A 23,052-nucleotide genomic window follows, 5' to 3' on the forward strand; every position below is an offset into this window, starting at 1 on the left:
CCAATCACTCACAATAATCAATACTCTTGCCTAACCATTAAGAAATACTCGGACATTAAGTGTCATCATTGTGATCACGAGCAATTAGAATTAATCTCGGCAATAGTTATTGAGAGCAGGTTTATCCCCAGCGTGAAGCTATTTGTATACCATACCCCGGAACTAACTCCAACGGACAAAGCCCCAGACTGCGCGATCGCAGTCGATGTTTTGCGAGCTACTAGCACTATAGCAACTGTTCTCTCTTCTGGAGGCGAAGCGGTGCAAGTCTTTAGCAATTTAGATCAACTCATCTCTGTGAGTGAACAATGGCCAGCACAAAAACGGCTGCGAGCTGGAGAACGAGGCGGTGGTAAAGTCCCTGGGTTTGAATTAGGTAATTCACCCCTCGATTGCACACCTGAACTCGTGGAAGGACGGCGTTTGTTTATTAGTACCACCAATGGGACTCGCGCTTTAAAACGAATAGAGGAATCAGCCACTGTGCTGACAGCCGCTTTCATTAACCGCGCCGCAGTTGTAGAGTACCTGATGGAGAAGCAACCGGAAACAGTTTGGATTGTCGGTTCTGGTTGGGAAGGCAGTTTTTCCTTGGAAGATACAGCCTGTGCAGGTGCGATCGCTCATAGTGTCATCGAAAAATCCCAATTACCACCAGAAGAATTAGCTGGTAACGATGAAGTTATTAGTGCGATCGCTCTATACTCCCAGTGGGAAAATAACCTATTGGGTTTATTCCATCACGCTAGTCACGGTAAACGATTGTTACGCCTGGAATGCCATGAAGACCTGAAATATTGTTCCCAAACCGATATTTTAGCTGTTCTGCCCACACAGCAAGAACCAGGAGTGTTTAAAAGTAAAATCTAAATATGCAAAATCAATAACCGCAAAAATTTCTTGCTCTGTTAACATTAGCCCCTTTCTAGAATTAATTTAGAAAGGGGCTAATAAGTAGTTGGACGGGTGACAGGTGACAGGTGACAGGTTACAGGTGACAGGTGACAGGTGAGAGTTAAAAGCCCATCGCCTGAGCAACATCGCTTAATTCTGCCTCAATGCCTTGTTTAAATTGGGAGTGGCTGTGTTTGATGGCTGTATCAGGGTCTTTCAATCCGTTACCGGTGAGGACACATACGACTGTTGCGCCTGTGGGTACTTGGTCTTTCACTTGTAATAAACCAGCGACAGAAGCAGCACTAGCCGGTTCGCAGAAAATGCCTTCTGATGAAGCTAACAGTCGGTAAGCGTCGAGAATTTCTTCGTCAGTGACGGCTTTAAATTGACCTTGACTGGATGATTGAGCGGCGATCGCTTTATCCCAACTGGCGGGATTGCCAATACGAATGGCTGTGGCTATGGTTTCAGGATGGGTGATCGGATAACCGTTAACTAAAGGTGCTGCACCTGCGGCTTGAAATCCCATCATCCGGGGGAGGCGATCGCATTTGCCGACTTGATGATATTGACAAAAACCCATCCAGTATGCTGTGATGTTGCCTGCATTCCCGACGGGGATACACAACCAATCGGGAGCATTCCCCAAAGCATCGACCACTTCAAATGCTCCGGTTTTTTGCCCTTCTAAGCGGTAGGGATTAACTGAATTTACTAAGGTAATGGGATAGTGTTCCGCCATTTCCCGGACAATTTCTAAGGCGCGGTCAAAGTTACCTTTAATCGCCAAAACTTCTGCACCGTAGAGTAAAGCTTGCGCCAACTTACCCAAGGCGACGTAACCATCAGGAATCAACACAAAAGCCTTCATTCCCCCACGGCGAGCATAAGCGGCGGCGGCGGAAGTATTGCCGGTACTGGCACAAATTACCGCCTTAGCTCCGGCTTCCTTGGCTTTAGTAATTGCCATCGTCATCCCCCGGTCTTTGAAGCTACCGGTAGGGTTTAGACCATCATATTTGACAAATACCCGCACTTGTCTACCGATGCGTTCTGCGATCGCTGGCACAGGAATCAAGGGAGTATTACCTTCTAACAAAGTGACAATCGGCGTAGTTTCGCTAACAGGTAAATACTCACGATAGGCTTCTATGAGTCCAGGCCAGGGTTGGCGATGAGATTGAGCAATAGACAAGCTTAAAGTCACGGGCTTAAAAACTTACTTCAAAATTATATTATGGAGGAATTTGGTAATTGCTCAGGCAAAGAAGGTGAATATTTTTGCGTCCTTCTCTTATTTCTGAGATTTTTTACTTCAGATATTATCTCTTTTTGTACAGCTATTTTACAGTTAATTTTGATTTTATTTAACTGGGGACAAGTCAATTCAAAATTTAAAATGACGCTCTCTACGAGACGCTGCGCGAACGATGACTCGCTAACGCTGCGCTAACAAAATTCAAAATTAAATAACTGGGGACTGGGGATTGGGGACTGGGGAGTAATACAAAAAAAATCAAATACTCAGCACTCAGCACTCACTACTCAGCACTCACTACTCAGCACTCAGCACTCACAACTCAGCACTCAGATGTCAACAGGTCTTTCACAAACCCATTACTGTACGATAATGAGGCTCAATTTCTGCTACGGTTGGCGACTGGGGTTTAGTAGTCCACTGACTGCGGTTAAATAATTCTTGCCGCAGTTCATCAACGTTAATTGTCGTTACTTTACCATTGGCAATAATTTGCTTACCATTCACCCATGCACTATCTACTACATTGGTGGGACGACCTAAAACTAATAGACCAATGGGGTCTGTACGGGGTAGTAATGATAAATTAGTGAGGTCATAAAGCATTAAATCGGCTTGTTTCCCAACGGTGAGTGACCCCAGTTGATCTGCTATATTTAACCCCTTTGCACCGCCTAATGATGCCATTTCTACGGCTTTTCGGGGTGTAATCCAGTAGCGATAATCTAAATCTGTAATGTTGTGCAGAATAGAACCGATTTTGATGGCTTCTAATAAGTCTTGGGAGTCATTGCTAGAAGCACCATCACAACCAAAAGTTACATTTACCCCAGCTTGCTGATATTTTAAAATTGGGGCGATGCCGCTACCTAAACGCAGATTACTGAGGGGATTGTGTACAACGGTAGACTGAGTTTCTGCCAGGATGGCGATATCAGCATCATTCAACCAGACACAATGAGCTAAGGAAGTGCGATCGCTCAAGTAACCAATTCGTTTAAGATGTTCAACAGCAGTACAACCGTATTTTTCTTGGGCGAGTTTCTCTTGGGCTTTGGTTTCGAGTAAATGAGAGTGACGACAAATATTATAGCGATCGCTTAATTCAATACACCCTTCAAATAAAGCATCGCTACACAATTGTATCCCTGTTGGGGCAACTAAAATACTCACACCCTCATCGGGACGGTGAAACTGTTGGATTGCGGCTTCGATGATTTCGAGAGTTGCGGCTGTGGAACGAAAAAACGGTTCATGGGTTTGGGTTGATTCCCCCGTCGGTATCCCAGCCATGAGAGATTCATCTTGAATGAGAGGGGCGATGAAAGCCCGTATCCCCACTTCTTGATAAGCACGAACCGCACTAGTGATAGTTTCTATCTCTTGTCCAGGAATTAATACCAGATGATCTACTACACTCGTACCACCAGACATCAAAGTTTCTACAGCCGTACCCAAAGCACTCAGATAAACTTGTTCTATGTCTAGGGGTGCAAAATCATATAGGTGTGCTAACCATAATTCTAGAGGTAAAGGTGGAATCACACCCCGTTGCCACTTTTCAGAAGAATGGGTGTGAGCATTGATAAAACCAGGGAGTAACAATTTATGCTCACCGTCAATCGCCGTACCGATTACATCTAAATTGGGTGCGATCGCCGCGATTTTACCGTCTATAATCTGCACATCTGTAGTTTTGTAACTGCGATCGGCGGCAATCAATACGTTTTGAATAGTAAAATTCACGGTATGCTCCCAGATCATATTTCCACCTTGGCTTCAAAAATTACGATTAGATCAATTTTCCAAGGAAATTAGAAAATAGTTAATCGATATCTACCACGTCTAGTGGCAGTTTTGGAAAATACCACCACATAGTAAGTCCCATCATCAGGTAATTTAGCTCGATCAATTAATGCGCTGTATTGACCTTCCCTATCACTATCTGAAGAGATTACCTTCCCTTTCGCATCCAACAAGACTATAAAGGGAGAAAAATCTTCAAAGACACTATCTGCACGAATACTGATGAGTTGGCCTTTTTTACCTTCTAACTTGGTGACATTATATGAGTTGCCATTTTTGAGAGTTGGGCTAGTATCGGTTAGTTGATTAAACTCATCTTCAATGTAGCTAGCTCTATCATTTCTCAATGCTAATGTATAACGACCTATATCTCCAGGGTTTTGGCTAGTAACAGCGATGGTATAATTACCTTTCGCTGGCAGTTTTGCAAATATCGAAGCATCCCTAATATTTTTACTTTTATCTGAACTGCCCCTTCGCAAGATCACATTATTATCGGGATCTAATAAAAACATATAGGGTTGTAAACTCAAGTTGTTGGTGCGACGTTTATCTACACTCCCTGTAAGTCTGAGTTGAATTACTTGATTTTCTTGCCCCTCAAATCGGTAAAAATGAAAATACCTGCCATCAGATTTAAAATCCCCTGGTGATAATATTCCAAATGGAATATCTACAAAATCAATGTTTCTATATGTAGGTTCTTTGGATGAGTTATTAGTAGATATTACTGGGTTGCGATTACTCGAATTACCTCGGTTATTTCTACTAGAACTCCCAGTATTACTGCTGTTATTAGCAGGGCGGTTGTTCGCACTACTGCTGTTATTAGCAGGCCGATTGTTTGCACTACTGCGGTTATTAGCAGGACGATTATTCGCACTACTGCTGTTATTGGCAGGACGATTATTCGCACTACTGCTGTTATTGGCAGGGCGATTGTTTGCACTGCTGCTGTTATTGGCAGTGTTACTACTGGAGGTATTACTGCTATTGGAATTAATACTATTGGATACGTTGTTACTGGGTTGATTGCTAGGGCTTATAGGAGGTTTAATAGGTGCTTCATTTTTTGGCGATTTAGGAGCGTCAGGAACTTTAATTTCATTGATTCCTTGCTTCAAAGTTGGGTCATCTATTGGTAGTGATGCAATTGTAAATTCTCGTCTTTTATCTTGAATATTTTCCGCACTTATCGGCAGAATATAACTCGATATGATGAGACTAGAACTCATACCATAAATGAACAGAGACTTTAATTGATGTGCAGTTTTTTTATCGCCTTGCTTTTTCATTGCTCACTCCTAAAATATAGAACAGAATTTACGTCTTTCTACTTCCAAAACAATTGGGATAAATTTTTATGTACCTTCCCCTATCTAACTTGTCTTATATACCTGAATAGAGGACACATCGATTTGAATCCATAAAATAGATTTTTTGTCAAGCTCTATAAGGTATAGATGTAACAACTTTCAGTTTTCACAATAAACTTTTAAATTCTTTCATCACTAAAAATTATACTAATTTATTTGATACACTATCATAATTATTAACGTATTAGCTTAAACAAAAAATTATCAAGTATATGAAAATATTAAATGATTTGTGAAAAATCTTCAGTAACCATCAGGAACTGGGTACACCAGAACCGATGAAATTTCTCCCCTAACCTCCCCTAATTCTCCAGCTTTTTCAATTCAGCTAATCATGAGAAACCCCCACAACCAAAAATAAAAAAGGTTTCTTGCTCTGTCCCCCTGTCCCCTGTTATTTGTCCCCTTCCCATAAAAGTCCTATATAAAAAATATATCCCCCTATGATCTGCTGTATAAATCCGGATTGCCCCAATCCTCTAAATATTGAAGGTACAAAATACTGCCAAGCTTGCGGTACAGAGTTAACAAGTTTACTTAGAAATCGTTATCGGATAGTTAATCTACTATCTGATGAAGGTGGGTTTGGCAGAACTTATTTGGCAGAAGATGTAGATAAGCTAAATGAGCAATGTGTTGTTAAACAACTTGCTCCGCGAGTACAGGGTACTTGGGCGTTGAAAAAAGCTGTTGAGTTATTTAAAGAAGAGGCGATACGACTGCAACAGTTAGGAGAAAATTCCCAAATTCCCCAGCTTTTTGCCTATTTTGAACAAGATAATAATTTATATTTAGTACAAGAATTTATCGATGGTCAGAACTTATCTCAAGAATTAAATCAGCGTTTGACTTATCAAGAAAATGAAATTAAGGAATTATTACTTGATTTATTACCAGTCTTAAAATTTATTCATCAACAAGGAGTTATTCATCGGGATATTAAGCCACAAAATATTATTCGTCGTAAAAAAGATGGCAGATTAGTATTAATTGATTTTGGCGCATCAAAACAACTGAGTGTCACAGTGCAGGCTCAAAAGGGTACAACTATTGGTTCACAAGGCTATACCCCCATAGAGCAGATGCAGGGGGGTGAGGCTTATCCAACTAGCGATTTGTATAGTTTAGGCGCAACATCCTTTCATTTGCTGAGTGGAATTTCTCCTTCTCAATTGTGGATACAGAATGGTTATGGTTGGGTTGCATCCTGGCGAGAATATGTGCAACACCCTGTGAGTAAGAAATTTGCTCAACTGCTTGATCATCTCTTAGCAGTAGATTTTCATGAACGTTATCAGTCAGCAGATGCCGTCATTGCAGACTTAACTCCCCAGCGATCGCCACTATCGGTTTCAGTTCCCCCAACCCTAATTTCGCAAACACAATCAACTATTTTACAATTAATAGATAAACAAACCAAAAAACATTGGCTTGTTGCTTCAGTTCTGCTATTAGCAATAGGAGGGGGAATAGCGTCTTGGCAATTTCGTTTAGGTAAGAACGATCTTTCCACCAATCCCACAATCAATACCAATTCCCGTGCTGACAATTATCTTACCAAAACTCTCAAAGACCATACAGAGGAAGTTAATACCATTGCTATCAGTGCTGATGCTACAATACTGGCCAGTGGTAGCAGTGATAATACTATTAAACTGTGGAATTTGGATAGAAGCGAGGTAATACATACCCTTAAAGGACATTCTGATTTCGTTTGGTCTGTTGTTTTCAGTCCAGATGGCGCAATCTTGGCTAGTGGTGGTCGAGATAAAACTATTAGATTATGGAATATACAACAAGGAAAACAAATTGCTACTTTAGAGGAAGCTTCTTTGCCAGTGACTAGCTTGGCCATCAGCAGCGATGGTAAGATCCTCGCCAGTGGACAAGGTAGCACAATTAAACTCTGGGATTTGCAAACTCAAAAAGTGATTAGAACCTTGGCAGGTCACACTAATATAGTCAACTCTATTGCTATTAGTCCAGATAGTAAAACTCTTGTCAGTGGCAGTTGGGATAAGACTATCAAGGTATGGAATTTGAGTACAGGCAAAGTAAGCAAAACCCTAACAGGTCATACCAAAGAGATAGTTTCTGTAGCGATTAGTCCCAATGGAGAGATTGTTGCTAGCACTGGGGTTGATAAGACCATCAGATTGTGGAATTTGGAGACAGAAAAAGCGATCGCTATTCTGGAGGGACATACGGGAGCTATAGTTTCCCTAGACTTTACTCCTAATGGTAAAACTCTGGCTAGCGGCAGTTACGACGGTACGATAAAACTTTGGAATCTGGGAACAAATCAAGTAAATGCCACTTTAAAGCAAGATCCCAGCAAAGTGACAGCGATTAGATTCAATCCCAATGGAAAAACTCTCTTTAGTGGTCGCGCTAACTATGGTATTGAGATTTGGCGGATATTTGAGAAACCTCAAAATGAAATTGGGCAAGGATTAAATGTATACAGTGCTGAGTAACGAGTGCTGAGTGCTGAGTAATGAATAATGAGTAATGAGTAATGAGTAATGAGTAAAAAGTAAAATTAATTGTACTAACAACTCAGCACTCCCTACTCCCTACTCCCTACTCCCCACTCCCCACAACTCATCAGCACTCAGCACTCAGCACTCAGCACTCAGCACCGGCTAAACGCCGCGCTACCGCTAACACAACTCAGCACTCAAATTATGAATCAGTCTTTGCGGACATTGGGAATTGCACCAAATGCTTGGATGGTGAATCAGGCGATCGCAGATATCACCCGTCCCCAAAAAACCCCACAACCCGTTATCTTATCAACAGAAACAAAAACCCTGCGCCTAGACTTGGCAAAAGCTGCCATCCTCGTCATCGATATGCAAAACGATTTCTGTCACCCTGATGGCTGGTTGGCTCATATCGGCGTGGATGTAACCCCTGCACGTCAACCCATCGAACCTTTAAATAGTTTACTCCCAGAACTACGTGCCGTTGATGTGCCTGTTATTTGGATAAATTGGGGAAATCGTCCCGACTTACTCAATATCAGTGCTAGTTCACTTCATGTCTACAACCCCACAGGCGATGGTGTGGGCTTGGGTGATCCATTACCGAAAAATGGTGCTAAGGTATTAATGGCAGGGAGTTGGGCGGCGGCGGTAGTAGACGAACTCCCCCAATTACCAGCAGATATTCGTGTGGATAAATACCGCATGAGTGGTTTTTGGGATACGCCTTTAGATAGCATCCTGCGGAATTTAGGAGTAACAACGTTATTTTTTGCTGGTGTCAATGCAGATCAATGTGTACTTACAACACTTTGTGATGCGAATTTTTTAGGCTACGACTGCATTTTAATTAAAGACTGCACAGCTACGACTTCTCCCGATTATTGTTGGCTAGCAACGTTATATAACGTCAAACAATGTTTTGGGTTTTTGACTGAATCACAAGCGATTTTAACAGCCATAAATCATCCTGATCTAACAGGAGGAGAATAATCAATGCAATCTACTCGTTGTGTAATTCCTGTAATTAAGTCTCCCAAAGATTATCAAGTCTACCGCATCAGCCCCCATGACACCAATCGGTTAGCAATTATCTTTGATTCCACAAATGCTAATACTTCTCTGACTTGCTGTGTAGAAATTTTTGATCCTGGTGGACAAACACCACCTAATCGCCATCAATGGGCGTTAGAAATGTTTTTTGTCTTGAAAGGAGAAGGTATCGCTATGTGTGATGGTAAAAAAGTTGCCATTAAAGCTGGAGATAGTTTATTAGTACCTCCTACCGGGACTCATTTGATTAAAAATACGGGTAATACTCGTTTGTATACACTAACTATCATGGTTCCTAACGAAGATTTTGCAGAACTAATTCGGAGTGGGACACCACTAGAGCTAGATGCAGAAGATATGACAGTCTTAGGAAGGTTAGATACTTTAATATCTTGTTAAAAGATTAGCATTATTTACTATGCAAAAAATGTTACATACCTCTTAAGCTTACTTTTTGAGTCAACCTCTACTGGTTCTAGGATCAATCCGCACTCTATGATGTATGCACTGAGCAACTTGCAGGTTGACATTACTCTCCGGGGTCAAAGAGCAATTGCAGGCACAGTCGATCTTAACATTGCCTAACCCAGCCAGTAAAAATTCTTATCACAAAGTACAAGGAGAGTGCAATGCTAGCAACAAGACCCTTGATCAAATAACTATTACTGATGACAATAGATAACTATTAGAGAACCCTATGTTAATTTTTGTTAAGCAAGCTTTCAGAATCTTGCTTTAGATTAGGGTAAAATTTAATAATTAGTCTTCAGTGTTTACATATTGCACAGTGCGGCTAAACAAAACTTGAGACTCTTGTAAATGTAGCTTTACATCTGATTGAAATCAAATCAATCAAGTTCGATCATAAATAGCTGACCATCACAAAACGTAGCATTGTGACGTAATTATTAATATTGCGGTCAAATTTTACAAGTATAGAATTCAGGAGAAATATCCCATGTTCGGTTTTATCAAAAAACTAATCGCTGGCATCCTAAGTTTCGTTACCGGGCTATTACCTGGCAAGAAAAATGGTGGCTACTACTTACAACTAGAAGAAACTGGTACAGGTTCAGCACCAGTTGCTGAGACTAAGACTAAACCAGCAGTAGAAAAATCCAACGGTACAAAAGCCGCAGCAGAAGCACCGCAACCAGAGCCATCACCTACGCCTGTCAAAGCAGCTAAGAAAGAAGCTTCTCAGAATGGTAAAGCTGCTCCAACTGAACCAGCACCAGTCCCAGTACCAGCTGCTAGCACTAAACCCGCTACACCAACTGAAACCACATTTGCACCCAAGTACCTAATCCCTACCTTTAGTAGCTCAAATGGTCGTCGTCGTCCAGGCGCGAATATGAATACTTATCTAGACATGGCGCGTCAAGTAAAAACTCCTGGCTAAGTATTGAAGGTGACAGGTGACAGGTTAGAGGACGGGGAAAAGAGCTAATTACCAATACTAATGGTCTTTTGCCATGTCTTTGTTAAATATCAGTCCACTATATAAATGAAATGCTGGGTCCCAATAGGTCTTCTCCCTGCGAAACAGGTGAATGTGAGACTGAATGTTACCCAGCATTTCTGTTTGCTCTAGGACTGTCTGTGCAAATGGTGTAAAGTCTGACCAACGTTTGACTTGTGGTAGATACTGCGTCAGCAAGTCTAGTAAATTATTCCAGTTGATTCTCATGGTATTTTGACTAGCTGAGGGGGTAATTTCTAAAGCTTGTTGAAAATCATAACTGCGATCGCACAGTCGCAAAATACAGCGTCTCTCTGGTAAGTGTAAATCACAAAATTGAGCATAGTCTTGGGTTTGAATTTTGCGCTCTAGTTGGCGATGTGCGTTTATATCTACAACTTCCTCAAAAATAGGTAATAGTCCGAGAACTTGCGCTGTGACTTCTGACCAATCAAAGGTGAGTGAACCAACTTGGTTTGCTTGGTTTGAGCAAATAACGGTAGCTTTTGACTGCATTTCTGGGAAATACTGCACTTGAAAAACTTGTATTTGTTCAATCGCTTTGATGGTTGTCCAAAAGCAAGGGATACCAGCTTGCTGTAGCTGCATCCCGTAAAACTTGAGTTCGCCAATTCTCCCGGTGCGGTAATACTTCCAGGTGCGGCTAGGAAGTATTAACTTTGCAGTGTAGGGATCTAGCTGCATAATTTGGGCAAATTTGGCTGCTAGTTGGGTTTTTTGTTCGTTGCTGAGAGGTTCTAATATTAATACTCCCAGTTCAGTATTGCTGGGTTCGGCTGTGGCTTGAGCGATCGCGCGTTGTTTTTCTTCTTTTTGAATTTCTTGCAGTCTTTGCAAAGCTTGCCGTGTTTGGGTGACAATCCTATTATTGGTTGTGATTAACAACAATCGCCGATAAACTTTTTCCGCATCCCGGTGTTTTCCTGAAACTTCGTGTAGTCTGGCGAGATAAAATACCACCCAAGGATTATCCGGGGATTCGATTAGCAGTGGTTTGAGTAATTTGGCTGCTGTTTGATAGTCTTTATGCTCAAAGGCGATCGCTACTTGCTCAATCATGGCAAAATTAAGAAATTCAGATGTAGTCTGTTTGGGTTTTAAGGATGGGTTATATCTTGCACCAGCTTTTCAGTCCGCCAAAAAATCAAGTTCTTGGCTAATAGCAAAAGTCAGATAAATCTGACTAGTACAGTGCGATATTCTTCTTTACTGTCCCCTGTCCCCTGTTCCCTATCACCTACATTTATACTTCACAAGCTGCGGAAATTAGGGATAATGCTACTATGGGTGCTGTGACTGCCCGTAAGATACGACGACCTAGAGATACTGGTTGAAATTCTGCGGCGATCGCTTCCTCAATTTCTCTATCTGTCCAACCTCCTTCCGGCCCCGTAGCGATGACAACATCTCCCGCAATCTTGGTAATTACGCTTTGAAGATGGCTATACTCACCACGCGCTTCACAAATATAGCGGTGACTAGCTGTGCTATTAGTTACAGCATCTTTAAATGTTACAGGTTCTAAAATTGTTGGGACAAAAGCACGCTCTGATTGTTCTGCGGCTTCGGCTGCAATGCGTCGCCAACGTTCCAGCTTTTGCGGACTAGGATTTAATAAAGTGCGATCGCTCAACACCGGAGCAATACAGGCTACGCCTAATTCAGTACAACTGCGTACCACTTCATCAAAGCCGCTACCTTTGGGTAAAGCCATGATTAAAGTAATGGCTACAGGTAACTCAGTCTCAACAATTAGCGGTTTTAAAACCTTTGCGTGTTCTCCAGTTATCTCAGCCAACCACCATTTACCCAGTCCATCCATAGCAATAAATTGCTCACCTTCACCTAAACGCAACACCCGCTTTAAGTAATGTTGCTGCTGTGATGTGAGTAAAATTTGATGTTCTTGGAGTTGGGAAGGTGCGATCGCAATTCGTTGTAGTTGAGCCATGAGATTTTAAACCGCCGATGCACACAAAAACACCGTGAAAAAGACTAGCTATTGCCTTGTAAACGTCTTCTATCTTCGATTAGTTCTTGTAGTTTGCCAACTTCCTCAACTGTATAAAATGTTTGATTAGGTTCAGATGCAATTTTATCCATCAAGGCATGAAAAGCTTCTTTATCGTTGCGATGTTTTAAAAGATAAGCTTTTAACTCGGACTTACTCATTGCTGCAAAGTCGGGTTTGGTCATTCTTCGTATCTCCATTTTCCATCGCGTGTAATCAAGATACCTGTTTCTTCTCCAGCTAGAATGTAAATGTTGCCAGTGCGTTCATCGATTCGGACTATAAAAATCGGCAAAAATAAACTCGTAACATTCTGGCTAAGAATAAAACACGTTATTGTCTGCTCTGTAGTCGGATAAACTGGGTTTTTCACTATAAATATATTTTCACATTAATCAAATTTTCTTAAAATTTTCTCTCTTATTTATCAATTTTAGTCTTGTAGGGTGCGTCAGACTATCAAATCCTGTCAATAAACAGATTTTTGATATCTAGACGCACCCTACTAATATGCCAGTTGCGTAAGTCCTGTTAATTACAGATATGGTGGGGTGGGGGAATCTTACATTTCCCTTTTTCCTGTCTTTTCTGTTCAGAACCAACAAGCTATGAAAGAGTTTGGAAGTAAGTTTCCAACGCCTCTTTGACTAACTCAGTCATTGATCTACCTTGGCTAGTAGCTGTGGCTTTAACTTTGCTGTAAAGATCATCATGCAAGCTGACGCGATACCGTGACTTGCGAGACTTAGCGGTGACTGATTCTGCTTCTGGCTCATACTGGGCGGTAAATTCACGAATAACATCAAAGCCGACGCGATCGCAAAAATCCCCAAAGCTTTCTCCAGGTGTCCGCGATTTTTTGAAGTAGACAAAAATTGGCTCTAGGAAGCTTTCTATGTCATTGTGGTGCAAGCGTTCTACATAAGGCTGGGCTAGACGGATCTGATTGGGTGAACCGCCTAACCAAACTTGATAGCTTTCCGGCGCACTACCAACAAAACCTAACTCCGCCATGTAGGGACGAGCGCAACCATTGGGGCAGCCAGTCATCCTTACCACAAAATGTTCATTTTGTAAACCAAGTTTATCTAATAAAGCACGAATCCGTTCGAGAATGCTGGGTATAGTCCGTTCTGACTCGGTGATAGCCAAACCACAAGTAGGTAAAGCGGGACAAGCCATCGCATAACGGACTAGAGGGTCGATGGTGTTGGGGTCGGAAACTATGCCGCAACGGTCGAGAATTGCTTGAATTGCGGGTTTGTTTTCTGGGGCAATTTCGTAAAAAATCAGGTTTTGGTTGCCTGTGAGCCTTATGGGTAAGTTAAATTGCTCGACAATTTCCCGTAGAGCAGTTTTCAGTTGAAACGAGCCTTCGTCTTTTACCCGACCGTTATCAATAGAAATACCTAAAAATAGTTTGCCATCGCCTTGTTCTTGCCAACCCAGGAAATCGTGATATTTAAACTCTGGTAATTCTTGGAAAGGTGCGAGGGGTTTGCCAAAATATTCTTCAACCTTGGCGCGGAATTTATCGACACCCCAATCATTAATTAAGTATTTTAACCTAGCGTGTCTGCGGTCAGTGCGATCGCCATAATCTCTCTGTGTGGCAACAATTGCTTTCACTGCATCATACACGTCTGCCTTAGCAACATAGCCGATGGGGTCTGCAATTCTGGCGAAGGTTTCTTCTTTGTTGTGGGTTCTACCTAAGCCACCACCAGCAAAGATATTAAATCCTTCCAGGTTGTCTTGGTGGTCAGTAATGACTACTAGAGTTAAATCTTGGGAATATAAATCAATCGAATTATCTCCCGGTACTGTCACACTCACCTTGAACTTACGCGGCATATAGTATGTGCCGTAGATAGGTTCTTCGGTGTCATGAATTATTGTGCCATTGCCATTGCTCTGTCTGGCTGCTTTAACTTCTGGACTCTCTTCAGCACTGATGGCTTTTTCCCCATCTAGCCAGATTTCGTAATAAGCACCAGTTTGGGGTGAGAGTAAGTCCGCAATATTTTGGGCATATTCCCAAGCATACTGATATTCAGGGCGATTTTTGAAAGGAGCAGGGGGGGACATGACGTTGCGGTTGATGTCGCCACAAGCACCCAAAGTTGAACCGAGATTTTTAACTATTGTAGCGATCGCCGCTTTCAAATTTTTCTTTAAAATACCATGCAGTTGAAACCCTTGACGAGTCGTTGCCCGCAAAGTGTGATTGCCATATTCATCAGCTAGCTTGTCTAAAGCCAGGTAGAGTTGCGGCGGTACTAACCCACCAGGGTTTTTTGTCCGCAGCATAAACTGGTAATCTTTCTCCTGTCCCTTAACGCGGTTATCGCGGTTATCCTGTTGATAAGAACCGTGAAACTTGAGAATTTGTACTGCGTCTTCGCTGAAATGAGTAGTATCCTCAAGTATCTGCGTTGCTACAGGTTCACGTAAAAAATTACTGTTTTCTTTCAGCCCTTCTACTTTGGAAGGCTTGCGGCTAGCGAGAGGGGAAGGAGCAGATTTAACCATCAGAGTTCTATAGTATTCTCAATAAGGCATCGGTAATTGCCGAATTAGCCTGTTAGCAGCATTGCTGCGTCTGGCTATTTCCGGTAATCCGGTCGGAAATGTGCAGAATATCTCTATCTTAACACGACAAAAAGCTGGTTTTATTCAGTGATTAAACACCTCATCAAACCAGCTTTTGACGTTTCTGAGTTTTTAGTGCTGAGTTAAATATATACTACCGCAAAAAGTGTTGAAATTGGGCATATGAATTCAATTCGCAATTCGCAATTCGCAATTCGCAATAAATTCAAAAACTTCTGCTCCCCTGTCCCCTGTCCCCTGTCCCCTATCTAAACCGATAACCGATACCACCATTGATGCTGACAGCAGACGCGGGGCTATCTTGGTAAGCACGCAATCCGACTTTGGCATTGGTGTAAACCAGGAAGTTGTTAGCCACTTCAGATTCAACCCCTGCACCCAATACGACAGATTCTCTATTGCCTAAAGGACTTGGTAAGCCATTTTTTTCCACAAAGGAGTAACCACCAGTTACAAAGGCGTTGGTGCGATTGGCAATAGGCACATCAAAGGAAACCTCTGGAATAATTGCCGTTGTCTCGTCATTCCAAAGTACGTTACCCCGTGCAGAAAATGGGGTATTGCCTAGTTTGACGCGTCCTGTAAGATTACCGCCAAAGTTAGCAGCATCATTATTTTGTCCACCATTGGTAACACCTGCGGCGATACCAGCACCAACATAACTAGCATCAGTACCTTTTTGAGGTTCAGCCGCAGCTTGACCAGCATTAACTACGAAAGCAGTCATGATTACGGAAGAAAATGCAGAGATTGTTACTAGAGACTTGAGTATATTTTTCATAATCTTGAGTAAATTTTCTAGTGTTTCCTTTTACTTTTAAAGTCGAAAGATATGTCAAATATGTTCCAGATATTTTTACGAATTTCTGTATTGAAAATAGGGAATATGCACTTTAAAAACTGGCACAATCTGAAGGAATAAACTTGTTTATTAAATCCTATTTTGTGACTATTCATATAGAAAGAACAAGCTAGCTGTAGCAGTTACTTCAATCATCTCTACAAGAAATCTATAAAGTTAATTTTGAGTAGTTTGCATGGAGATTTAATAAATGCTAACCGCTACAAAAACGTTATCTGGTTTGATGGGTTTGTGTGTCGGTGATGCGTTGGGTGTACCGGTGGAGTTCACTAGCCGCGCCGACTTAGCTCAATCTCCAGTCACAAAGATGCTGGGTTACGGGACATGGAATCAACCTCCAGGAACATGGTCTGATGATAGTTCACTCACATTTTGCCTGGCAGAAAGCCTGTGTAGAGGTTATTCAATAAATGCGATCGCAGATTCTTTTTGCCGTTGGTATAAAACGGCTTACTGGACACCTCGTGGCGAAATATTTGGCATTGGTGAAAGCACCCACGCAGTGATTATGCGTCTCAAGCAGGGAGTTCCACCTCTAGAGGCTGGGGGAACTAGTGAAATGAGCAATGGTAATGGTTCTTTAATGAGAATTTTGCCAATGGCTTATTCTCATCGAAGTTTAGCTTTACAGGAGTTGATTACAAGGGTACATCAAGTTTCTAGTATTACCCATGCTCATCTGCGATCGCAAATGGCCTGCGGCATTTATATTAGTATTGCCGTGGAACTGCTCAAAGGTGCGAATCCCCAGACAGCCTATTTAAAAGGATTAGAAAATATCCAAAGAGTTTATGCAGCAGATGAATATCTTCCAGAACAACCTTATTTTCAGCGCATCTTCAGGGGTGAAATTGCCAAGTTACCAATAGCAGAGATTAATTCTGGTGGCTATGTAATTGATACCCTAGAAGCCTCCCTCTGGTGCTTGTTAAATAGTTCCACTTATGCAGAGGCGGTACTAAAAGCTGTCAACTTAGGAAGACATACCGATACCACTGCGGCGGTGACAGGGGGTTTAGCAGGCATTTACTATGGGGTGGAAGGTATACCCCAACAATGGTTTAAGCAAATTGCTCGCAAACAAGACATCATCAACTTAGCTACGCGCTTTGCGGCGGCGATTGACCATCAAATATAATCAATTTTTCATGAATCCAAGCAAAAGATACCGTTTTTTTGACCGAATCTACGCCCCGAACAGATTCCCTAACTTGAGGAGAGCCAACGTACTCTATTGAATCCACATCAATAGTCAATATTTATTCTCTCCCTTATCTCCTCTACACTCGTGCATCCTAATTAATAAATATTTAATGCTGTTTTAATGGAAAAATCAGTAAAAATAGCTATGCTTTTGTATTCATCTGGCTGAGGCGTGATGTTGTGAGCTATGGCTTGGTGTTTCACTTATTAGAATCAAGCTTTGTCGTCAAAAGCAATTTAGTATCAAAAGTATGTGGAGGTTCGATGTCAATATCTGAAGCTGTTAGCAACAAGAATACTTCCCACAAAAGTATTGAAGAACGTTTGCAGATACAGCGTTTGGTAGAAGCAACCAAAATAGTTTCATCTAGCGCAGGAAGTGATGTAGTCAAGGGATTAACTCAATTTCCCAAATCTTTACCAGCATATTATTTTTATGATGACCGTGGTTCTGAGTTATTCGAGCAAATCTGTGAGTTACCAGAATATTACCTTACACGCACAGAAACCGCGATTTTGCAAGAGTATGCTGGTGAAATCGTCAAGATAACTGGGGCTTGCGAATTGGTAGAACTTGGTAGTGGTAGTTCTACCAAAACCAGGATTTTACTAGATGCTTATCGACAACTAAACTATCCTTTGCGCTATTTACCTATAGATGTTAGTGCAGGGATGTTGGAAAGTAGTGCGAGAAATTTATTAAAGGATTATCCTTCCCTGCAAGTTTATGCACTGGCTGGAACTTATGAATTAGCTTTGGCAAAACTCCCCCCAACTCAGTCACCTACTCGGATGATTGGTTTTATTGGTAGTTCGTTAGGGAATCTTAACCCTCATGAGTGTGATGTTTTCTTTTCCCAAATTATCAACGCTTTGCAACCTGGTGAGTATTTCTTGTTGGGGATAGATTTACACAAGTCCAAGGAGATTTTAGAACCTGCTTACGATGACAGCCAAGGAGTCAGCGCAGCCTTTAACCTGAATATGCTAGATCATTTGAATAGGCGGTTTGAAGGAGATTTTGACACGACACAGTTTGAACACTGGGCATTTTATAACGAAACCAAAAATCAAATTGAGATGCACTTAAAAAGTGTGCGATCGCAAACCGTACAATTAAAATCTCTCAATCTCACCGTTAATTTTGCCCAAAACGAAACTATCTTTACCGAAATTTCTCGCAAATTCAACCTCAACACTATCCAACAGCAACTGACAACCAAGGGTTTAGTTCCTATCCAAACCTGGACTGATGCAAAACAATGGTTTGCTTTATTGCTGTGTCAATTGCAAGTCAGGGATTAACAAAAAATAGATCACTCAACATAAATCTTGGTGTTGGGTTGACGTAAGGAAACCCAACCTACCTCTGTCACCTGTCACCTGTCACCTGTCACCTGTCACCTATCACCTATCACCTATCACCTGTCACCTGTCACCTGTCACCTGTCTATTAACGTCGTCTCATTTCCATGAGCATTTGTGGCTCGACATTCTCCACATTCGGTATTGCTTCTAATTGAGCAATGCCTTGCAAACCATCGCTCATCTTATCCGATTTAGCACGTAACCAAGCCGCATGGGGAGCATAAGCCAGACTTTCGACAACTTCATAACCTGCCTGATTAATTGCTGCTTGCTGTGACTCTACCTCCACATCTTCAGCAAAGCGAATAAATACTAAACCCGTAGGAACGGCGAGTGAACCCCCTTCCAGCGTATAGACAGGGCTGAGTGTGTCTTTTATTTCTGGCTTGGGTTCACCAGCAAAAACTACTATTTTTCCCTCATTTAATACTAAAACTGCTGAAGATATTACGGTACTTGGTTCTTTGTAATGTACGGCGTAGTATCCAGGCTGACGGCTGAATAACACAGGCGCATCTTTACCAACATGAATTTGTTGGGGATATTCATTAAAGTAGTCTGGTTGAAATCTCACTTCAGCAATTGGGGGTAGAGAACAAGCCTGGAAGAACAACTCAATCATCTTGTTTAAATTCTAATGATTTTCGGCTATTAGCAAATTGGTCTTGTAAACTTTTAATCAAGCAGAGGAAAATGAATTAGTTAGATGATTTTTTCGTATTCAGGACTTTAGTCCTCAAAACTATCAGGACTAAAGTCCTGGCTACAAACCTATTACCCTTATTTTTTCTCTAGACAGCAGAAAGTTAATCTAGGTTGCTGTTTACTTACATTTTGTAACTTGTATTGCCGATATTCTGGAAAAATCGAGGGCAGGCTTGTATTTAGTGGCTAATACTAAATTCTTTCTTAGCTGCGGCTTGTGGGTGACTCATTCCAGATATGCACACGCTAGCCAGAGGCTGAGATTTAACTTGATACCAGGAGATTAAATTATGGTTCAGGTTCGCTATGGTGGCCAGAACGGTGAACAATATGAACTCGTGATTAGTGATGATCACATTGTAGTTCGTACCCAAAGCCGTAATGTTCTTGTAGGCGATCGCCCTTTTGAAGTGGCATCTGTATCACCAGAAGCCCGTAATATCCTCAATCAATTCGAGTTGACAACGCGATTCCTTCAAGCAGGTGTAGAAATTCTGCACGTGAAAGCACCACATGAAGATAGTGCTTTATGTAACCAAGCTAAGGAAATTTTAAATCAAGAAGCGGAAATCCAATTTGCTGGGCGGGTATTGGTTGATCCTCAATCGATGCAGCCAGTGGTCTACACCGAAAACTTATTCGTGAAGTTCGATAACGAAGCGGAAGTTAGCACCTGTGAGGAAGTTTTGGGGCGTTACGGTTTAACTATCAAACGTCAACTTGACTATGCCCGCAATGCCTATTTTGTCGGTGCGCCTGCAAATACTGGTTTAGCTGTCTTTGACCTGGCTGAAAGACTACTCCATGAAGAGTCAGTGGAACTTTGCCATCCTGAGTTAGTGAGGGAATTGCGTCAACGTCAAGTTTTCCCCCAGCAATGGCATCTTAAGGAAACCACAATTGATGGTAAGACTATCAATGCTCATGTAAACGTCGAAGCAGCTTGGAAGTTAAGCGAAGGTGCAGGCACAATTATTGCCATTATTGATGATGGTGTGGATATGGAACATGAAGAGTTCCGTTCTTCTGATAAGATTGTCGCCCCAAGGGATGTAACACGGAAAAGTGACAACCCCAGACCAGGGAACTCAGACCATCATGGCACATCCTGTGCCGGGGTAGCCTGTGGTAATGGTAATTTTGGGGCATCGGGTGTAGCACCAAAAGCCAAACTCATGCCGATTCGGTTTGCCTCTGGGTTGGGTTCACAAGATGAAGCTAATGCTTTTGTTTGGGCGGCGCAAAACGGTGCAGATATAATTTCTTGTAGCTGGGGGCCAGCAGACGGGATTTGGTGGAAAGACGATGACCCAGGCCATAAGCAAAAATTCCCTTTACCTGACTCTACACGCTTGGCGATGGAATACGCCTTTACTAAAGGTCGAAATGGTAAGGGCTGCATAATTTTATTTGCAGCCGGTAATGGGAATGAGAGTGTTGATAATGATGGTTACGCCAGTTATCCTAAAGTGATTGCTGTCGCCGCTTGTAACGACTTTGGGACAAGAAGTGCTTACAGTGATTTTGGGAATGCGGTCTGGTGTACTTTCCCCAGTAATAACGGCTACAGTTCTCAAACCCCTGGCATTTGGACAAGCGATCGCAGTGGTTTGGCAGGGTATAATTCCGGTAATATTACACTCGGCGATGCAGCAGGCAACTATACTAATAGTTTCGGCGGCACTTCTAGCGCGTGTCCTGGGGTGGCTGGTGTGGCAGCTTTAATTATTGCCCGTAACCCTGATTTACGTTGGGATGAGGTCAAAGACATCATTAAACGTTCCTGCGATCGCATTGATGAAGCTGGCGGCAATTATGATGCTAATGGACGTAGCCCCCTCTATGGTTACGGTCGCGTCAATGCCCTCAAAGCCGTAGAACTGGCGTTACCACCACAAACCGAACGCGTTGGTGTTTTCAAAGCCGTGCAGGATGTCCCTATTAACGATTTGCAGACATCTACATTGAGTTTAGCGATCGCTAACACCAACATGATCAAATCTATCAAAGTTGAGGTAGACATAGAACATACCTACAGTGGCGATTTGATGGTAAATCTCAATCCCCCAAAAGAATTAGGTATATTACCGATAGTTCTCCATAGTCGTCAAGGCGGAGCTACAGACAACATCAAAAAAACCTATGATGAAGTCAATACTCCTGAATTAGCTACTCTCAAAGGCAAAATTCCCCAAGGAAATTGGACTTTGGAAGTAACAGATAAAGCTGAAGCAGATACAGGCAAAATTCGTAGTTTGACTATTGAAATTGGCTTTTCAGGATAGTTGTCTCTGAGAGAATCCAGCCTTCTTCAATACTGTTCAGTTAAGAATATTCGTAGGTTGAGTTGAGGCTTTGCAAAACCCCCTGATTTATTCGGGGGTTTTACGTTTCAGAAAGTGTCAGAGTTTAACAGTTATCAATTATCAACCAGCTTTTAAGTTGACACTGTTGAGTTGCTCAAGTAATAACATCACATCACTACGACTGAGTTTTTCCTTACCATTAGCTAAAGCTTCAATAGTTCCATGTGCCAAAGCTAAGGGGATTTGGCAAAAGTTTAAAGCCGGGCCATCTGGCAAACTATCGGTATACGCATCGGCTAAAGCTAAATTACGCAGAGCATACTCTTGTATATTGGCTGTATTCCAACCTTCAGGCAAAAAGCTAACCCCACGCTCTAAATCTTCTACATGGTTTCGTAAGATATTAACTGCTTGTAAACCTCGACCAAAGCCAATAGCTTGAGTCCGGTTGGTTTGCGTACCATCGTACCAAGTCCACAAGTCTGAGAGCAACAACCCCACTGCACCCGCTACCCCAAAAGTATAACGGTCTAAATCAGCCTCTGTATGAATTTTCCAGTTAATTCCTGCCCAGTAAGCCATCCTGTCTGACATCGCCGCCGTCGCATCCCAAATTCGCGGTGCAATGCTCTCTGGTGCAAGTAACGACCATTCTCTAATTCTGAGGGTGACTTCTTCTACAATATCTTCGTAGCCGCTAAATCCATCTGAAAAAGCATCGACGGGGAAACCGTCAACTCCTGCTTGTAGAGTCAGACTGATTGTTCGCAATAGTTTTGCCTTGCTGGAATTATCTAGGTTGGGATGATCCTCGATTTCATCTATAGCACGCATACACAGGTACGCGGATGCGACTGCCTCTTGCAACCCTGGCGGTAAAATACTAATCGGAATATAGAAAGTTCGACTAGTTTCTTTGAGGATTTGCAAAGCATCACTACGTAAATCCATATTGTCACTCCCCTGTTGATTTTTACACCACATGCAATTGGCAATGTTTTTGATAATACTTGATATTGTTTTTACTGAACCTAAAAAAATATAGATGCAATGATGTTGCTTTTAGATAGTAATATTTTTCGGTATCAAAATTGACAAAATTTTTATTTATATTATTTAAAATTGAGTAGACACAACTTTAGTTGTAGATATTTTTAGCCTTGATTTTGATTTAACTATGATAAATTTTTGGTGTAAATCTAAATCAGTAAGTTGTTAAGACCTGATCATAGACGGGTTTGCCGAATTTGAGTAATCATGGCCAATTTACCTTGATTTTATGGTAAGCATAAGTATTAAATATAACATTAATATGTTTTTTTGGTGTCTTCAATCATACTAGTAGACGACTAACACAGCTAAATTGTTGCCAAAAAATTCAAGTTAGTCCGATAGAAACCAAACATCCTGATCTGTGTTTACTTACTCTCCGATTAGGCTTGAGCCGGAGCAGAAAAGTTAATTCTTTATTATCTGAACACAAAATAAAAAATGGGATGCAGCCAAAATCCTCTCTGATTCCCATATCATACTTAACTTAATCTTAATCTCCCTCTTTAAAAATTCAGAAATCTGAATCAATAAGCTTTTAAAATTGCATACTCAAAATTTAAAAAATATAATAA

At 41.7% G+C, this 23,052-nt stretch carries 19 protein-coding genes; 8 read left to right on the forward strand and 11 right to left on the reverse strand.

Annotation, left to right across the window (positions count from 1 at the left end; all coding sequences use genetic code 11):
• The first annotated feature begins 132 nt into the window (after window positions 1-132).
• Window positions 133-870, forward strand: a complete 738-nt coding sequence (locus VB693_RS07005) for a 2-phosphosulfolactate phosphatase family protein (RefSeq protein WP_323265628.1) — start codon at window positions 133-135, stop codon at window positions 868-870.
• A gap of 145 nt (window positions 871-1,015) precedes the next feature.
• Here the strand turns inward: VB693_RS07005 and thrC are convergent, their stop codons facing one another.
• From thrC to VB693_RS07020, 3 genes are all read right to left on the reverse strand, one after another.
• Window positions 1,016-2,104: a threonine synthase gene (thrC, locus tag VB693_RS07010; protein ID WP_323265629.1), complete on the reverse strand. Its 1,089-nt coding sequence runs from the start codon at window positions 2,102-2,104 to the stop codon at window positions 1,016-1,018.
• Window positions 2,105-2,503: 399 nt separating this feature from the next.
• Complete coding sequence (locus VB693_RS07015) at window positions 2,504-3,901, reverse strand: amidohydrolase (protein WP_323265630.1); 1,398 nt, start codon at window positions 3,899-3,901, stop codon at window positions 2,504-2,506.
• Window positions 3,902-3,969: 68 nt separating this feature from the next.
• Complete coding sequence (locus tag VB693_RS07020) at window positions 3,970-5,256, reverse strand: PPC domain-containing protein (RefSeq protein WP_323265631.1); 1,287 nt, start codon at window positions 5,254-5,256, stop codon at window positions 3,970-3,972.
• 524 nt (window positions 5,257-5,780) lie between these two features.
• On the opposite strand from VB693_RS07020, the gene VB693_RS07025 reads away from it, so the two are divergent.
• The 4 genes from VB693_RS07025 (at window position 5,781) to VB693_RS07040 (ending at window position 10,278) form a co-directional block, all read left to right on the forward strand.
• Window positions 5,781-7,814 (forward strand): serine/threonine-protein kinase, encoded by a 2,034-nt coding sequence (locus VB693_RS07025; protein ID WP_323265632.1) that lies wholly within the window; start codon window positions 5,781-5,783, stop codon window positions 7,812-7,814.
• Window positions 7,815-8,024: 210 nt separating this feature from the next.
• Window positions 8,025-8,816 carry a cysteine hydrolase family protein gene (locus VB693_RS07030; RefSeq protein ID WP_323265633.1) on the forward strand — a complete coding sequence of 264 codons (792 nt, stop codon included), beginning with the start codon at window positions 8,025-8,027 and terminating at the stop codon, window positions 8,814-8,816.
• A gap of 3 nt (window positions 8,817-8,819) precedes the next feature.
• Window positions 8,820-9,275, forward strand: a complete 456-nt coding sequence (locus VB693_RS07035) for a cupin domain-containing protein (RefSeq protein WP_323265634.1) — start codon at window positions 8,820-8,822, stop codon at window positions 9,273-9,275.
• A gap of 559 nt (window positions 9,276-9,834) precedes the next feature.
• Window positions 9,835-10,278, forward strand: coding sequence for a hypothetical protein (locus VB693_RS07040; RefSeq protein ID WP_323265635.1), 444 nt, complete (start codon window positions 9,835-9,837; stop codon window positions 10,276-10,278).
• Between the two features lie 57 nt (window positions 10,279-10,335).
• Here VB693_RS07040 and VB693_RS07045 read toward each other — a convergent pair whose 3' ends face one another.
• The 6 genes from VB693_RS07045 to VB693_RS07065 all read right to left on the reverse strand — a co-directional run bounded on the left by VB693_RS07045 (window position 10,336) and on the right by VB693_RS07065 (window position 15,764).
• On the reverse strand, window positions 10,336-11,418 hold the full coding sequence (locus VB693_RS07045) for a tetratricopeptide repeat protein (protein ID WP_323265636.1): 1,083 nt from the start codon (window positions 11,416-11,418) through the stop codon (window positions 10,336-10,338).
• Between the two features lie 184 nt (window positions 11,419-11,602).
• The gene (locus VB693_RS07050; protein WP_323265637.1) at window positions 11,603-12,310 is read right to left on the reverse strand and encodes a 16S rRNA (uracil(1498)-N(3))-methyltransferase; all 708 of its coding nucleotides are present in this window, start codon (window positions 12,308-12,310) and stop codon (window positions 11,603-11,605) included.
• Window positions 12,311-12,354: 44 nt separating this feature from the next.
• Window positions 12,355-12,555, reverse strand: coding sequence for a DUF6887 family protein (locus VB693_RS07055; protein ID WP_323265638.1), 201 nt, complete (start codon window positions 12,553-12,555; stop codon window positions 12,355-12,357).
• Window positions 12,552-12,743, reverse strand: coding sequence for a DUF6888 family protein (locus VB693_RS29000; RefSeq protein WP_414576179.1), 192 nt, complete (start codon window positions 12,741-12,743; stop codon window positions 12,552-12,554). The genes VB693_RS07055 and VB693_RS29000 overlap by 4 nt, the downstream gene beginning before the upstream one ends.
• Before the next feature lie 233 nt (window positions 12,744-12,976).
• Window positions 12,977-14,902 carry a sulfite reductase, ferredoxin dependent gene (gene sir, locus VB693_RS07060; RefSeq protein ID WP_323265639.1) on the reverse strand — a complete coding sequence of 642 codons (1,926 nt, stop codon included), beginning with the start codon at window positions 14,900-14,902 and terminating at the stop codon, window positions 12,977-12,979.
• Window positions 14,903-15,227: 325 nt separating this feature from the next.
• Window positions 15,228-15,764, reverse strand: coding sequence for a hypothetical protein (locus VB693_RS07065; protein WP_323265640.1), 537 nt, complete (start codon window positions 15,762-15,764; stop codon window positions 15,228-15,230).
• 271 nt (window positions 15,765-16,035) lie between these two features.
• On the opposite strand from VB693_RS07065, the gene VB693_RS07070 reads away from it, so the two are divergent.
• Both VB693_RS07070 and egtD read left to right on the forward strand, forming a co-directional pair.
• Window positions 16,036-16,983: an ADP-ribosylglycohydrolase family protein gene (locus tag VB693_RS07070; protein ID WP_323265641.1), complete on the forward strand. Its 948-nt coding sequence runs from the start codon at window positions 16,036-16,038 to the stop codon at window positions 16,981-16,983.
• Between the two features lie 329 nt (window positions 16,984-17,312).
• Window positions 17,313-18,353 carry an L-histidine N(alpha)-methyltransferase gene (egtD, locus tag VB693_RS07075; protein WP_323265642.1) on the forward strand — a complete coding sequence of 347 codons (1,041 nt, stop codon included), beginning with the start codon at window positions 17,313-17,315 and terminating at the stop codon, window positions 18,351-18,353.
• A 148-nt stretch (window positions 18,354-18,501) separates the two neighbouring features.
• Here egtD and VB693_RS07080 read toward each other — a convergent pair whose 3' ends face one another.
• Window positions 18,502-19,038, reverse strand: coding sequence for a hypothetical protein (locus VB693_RS07080; RefSeq protein ID WP_323265643.1), 537 nt, complete (start codon window positions 19,036-19,038; stop codon window positions 18,502-18,504).
• Between the two features lie 373 nt (window positions 19,039-19,411).
• Here VB693_RS07080 and VB693_RS07085 point away from each other — a divergent pair, with 373 nt between their 5' ends.
• A complete protein-coding gene (locus tag VB693_RS07085) occupies window positions 19,412-21,406 on the forward strand; it encodes a S8 family serine peptidase (protein ID WP_323265644.1) in 1,995 nt (664 codons plus the stop codon).
• A 141-nt stretch (window positions 21,407-21,547) separates the two neighbouring features.
• Here the strand turns inward: VB693_RS07085 and VB693_RS07090 are convergent, their stop codons facing one another.
• Window positions 21,548-22,378 (reverse strand): squalene/phytoene synthase family protein, encoded by an 831-nt coding sequence (locus VB693_RS07090; protein ID WP_190705581.1) that lies wholly within the window; start codon window positions 22,376-22,378, stop codon window positions 21,548-21,550.
• Window positions 22,379-23,052 lie beyond the last annotated feature (674 nt).

Source organism: Anabaena sp. UHCC 0399, from assembly GCF_034931465.1.
Classification (GTDB): Bacteria; Cyanobacteriota; Cyanobacteriia; order Cyanobacteriales; family Nostocaceae; genus Trichormus; species Trichormus minutissimus.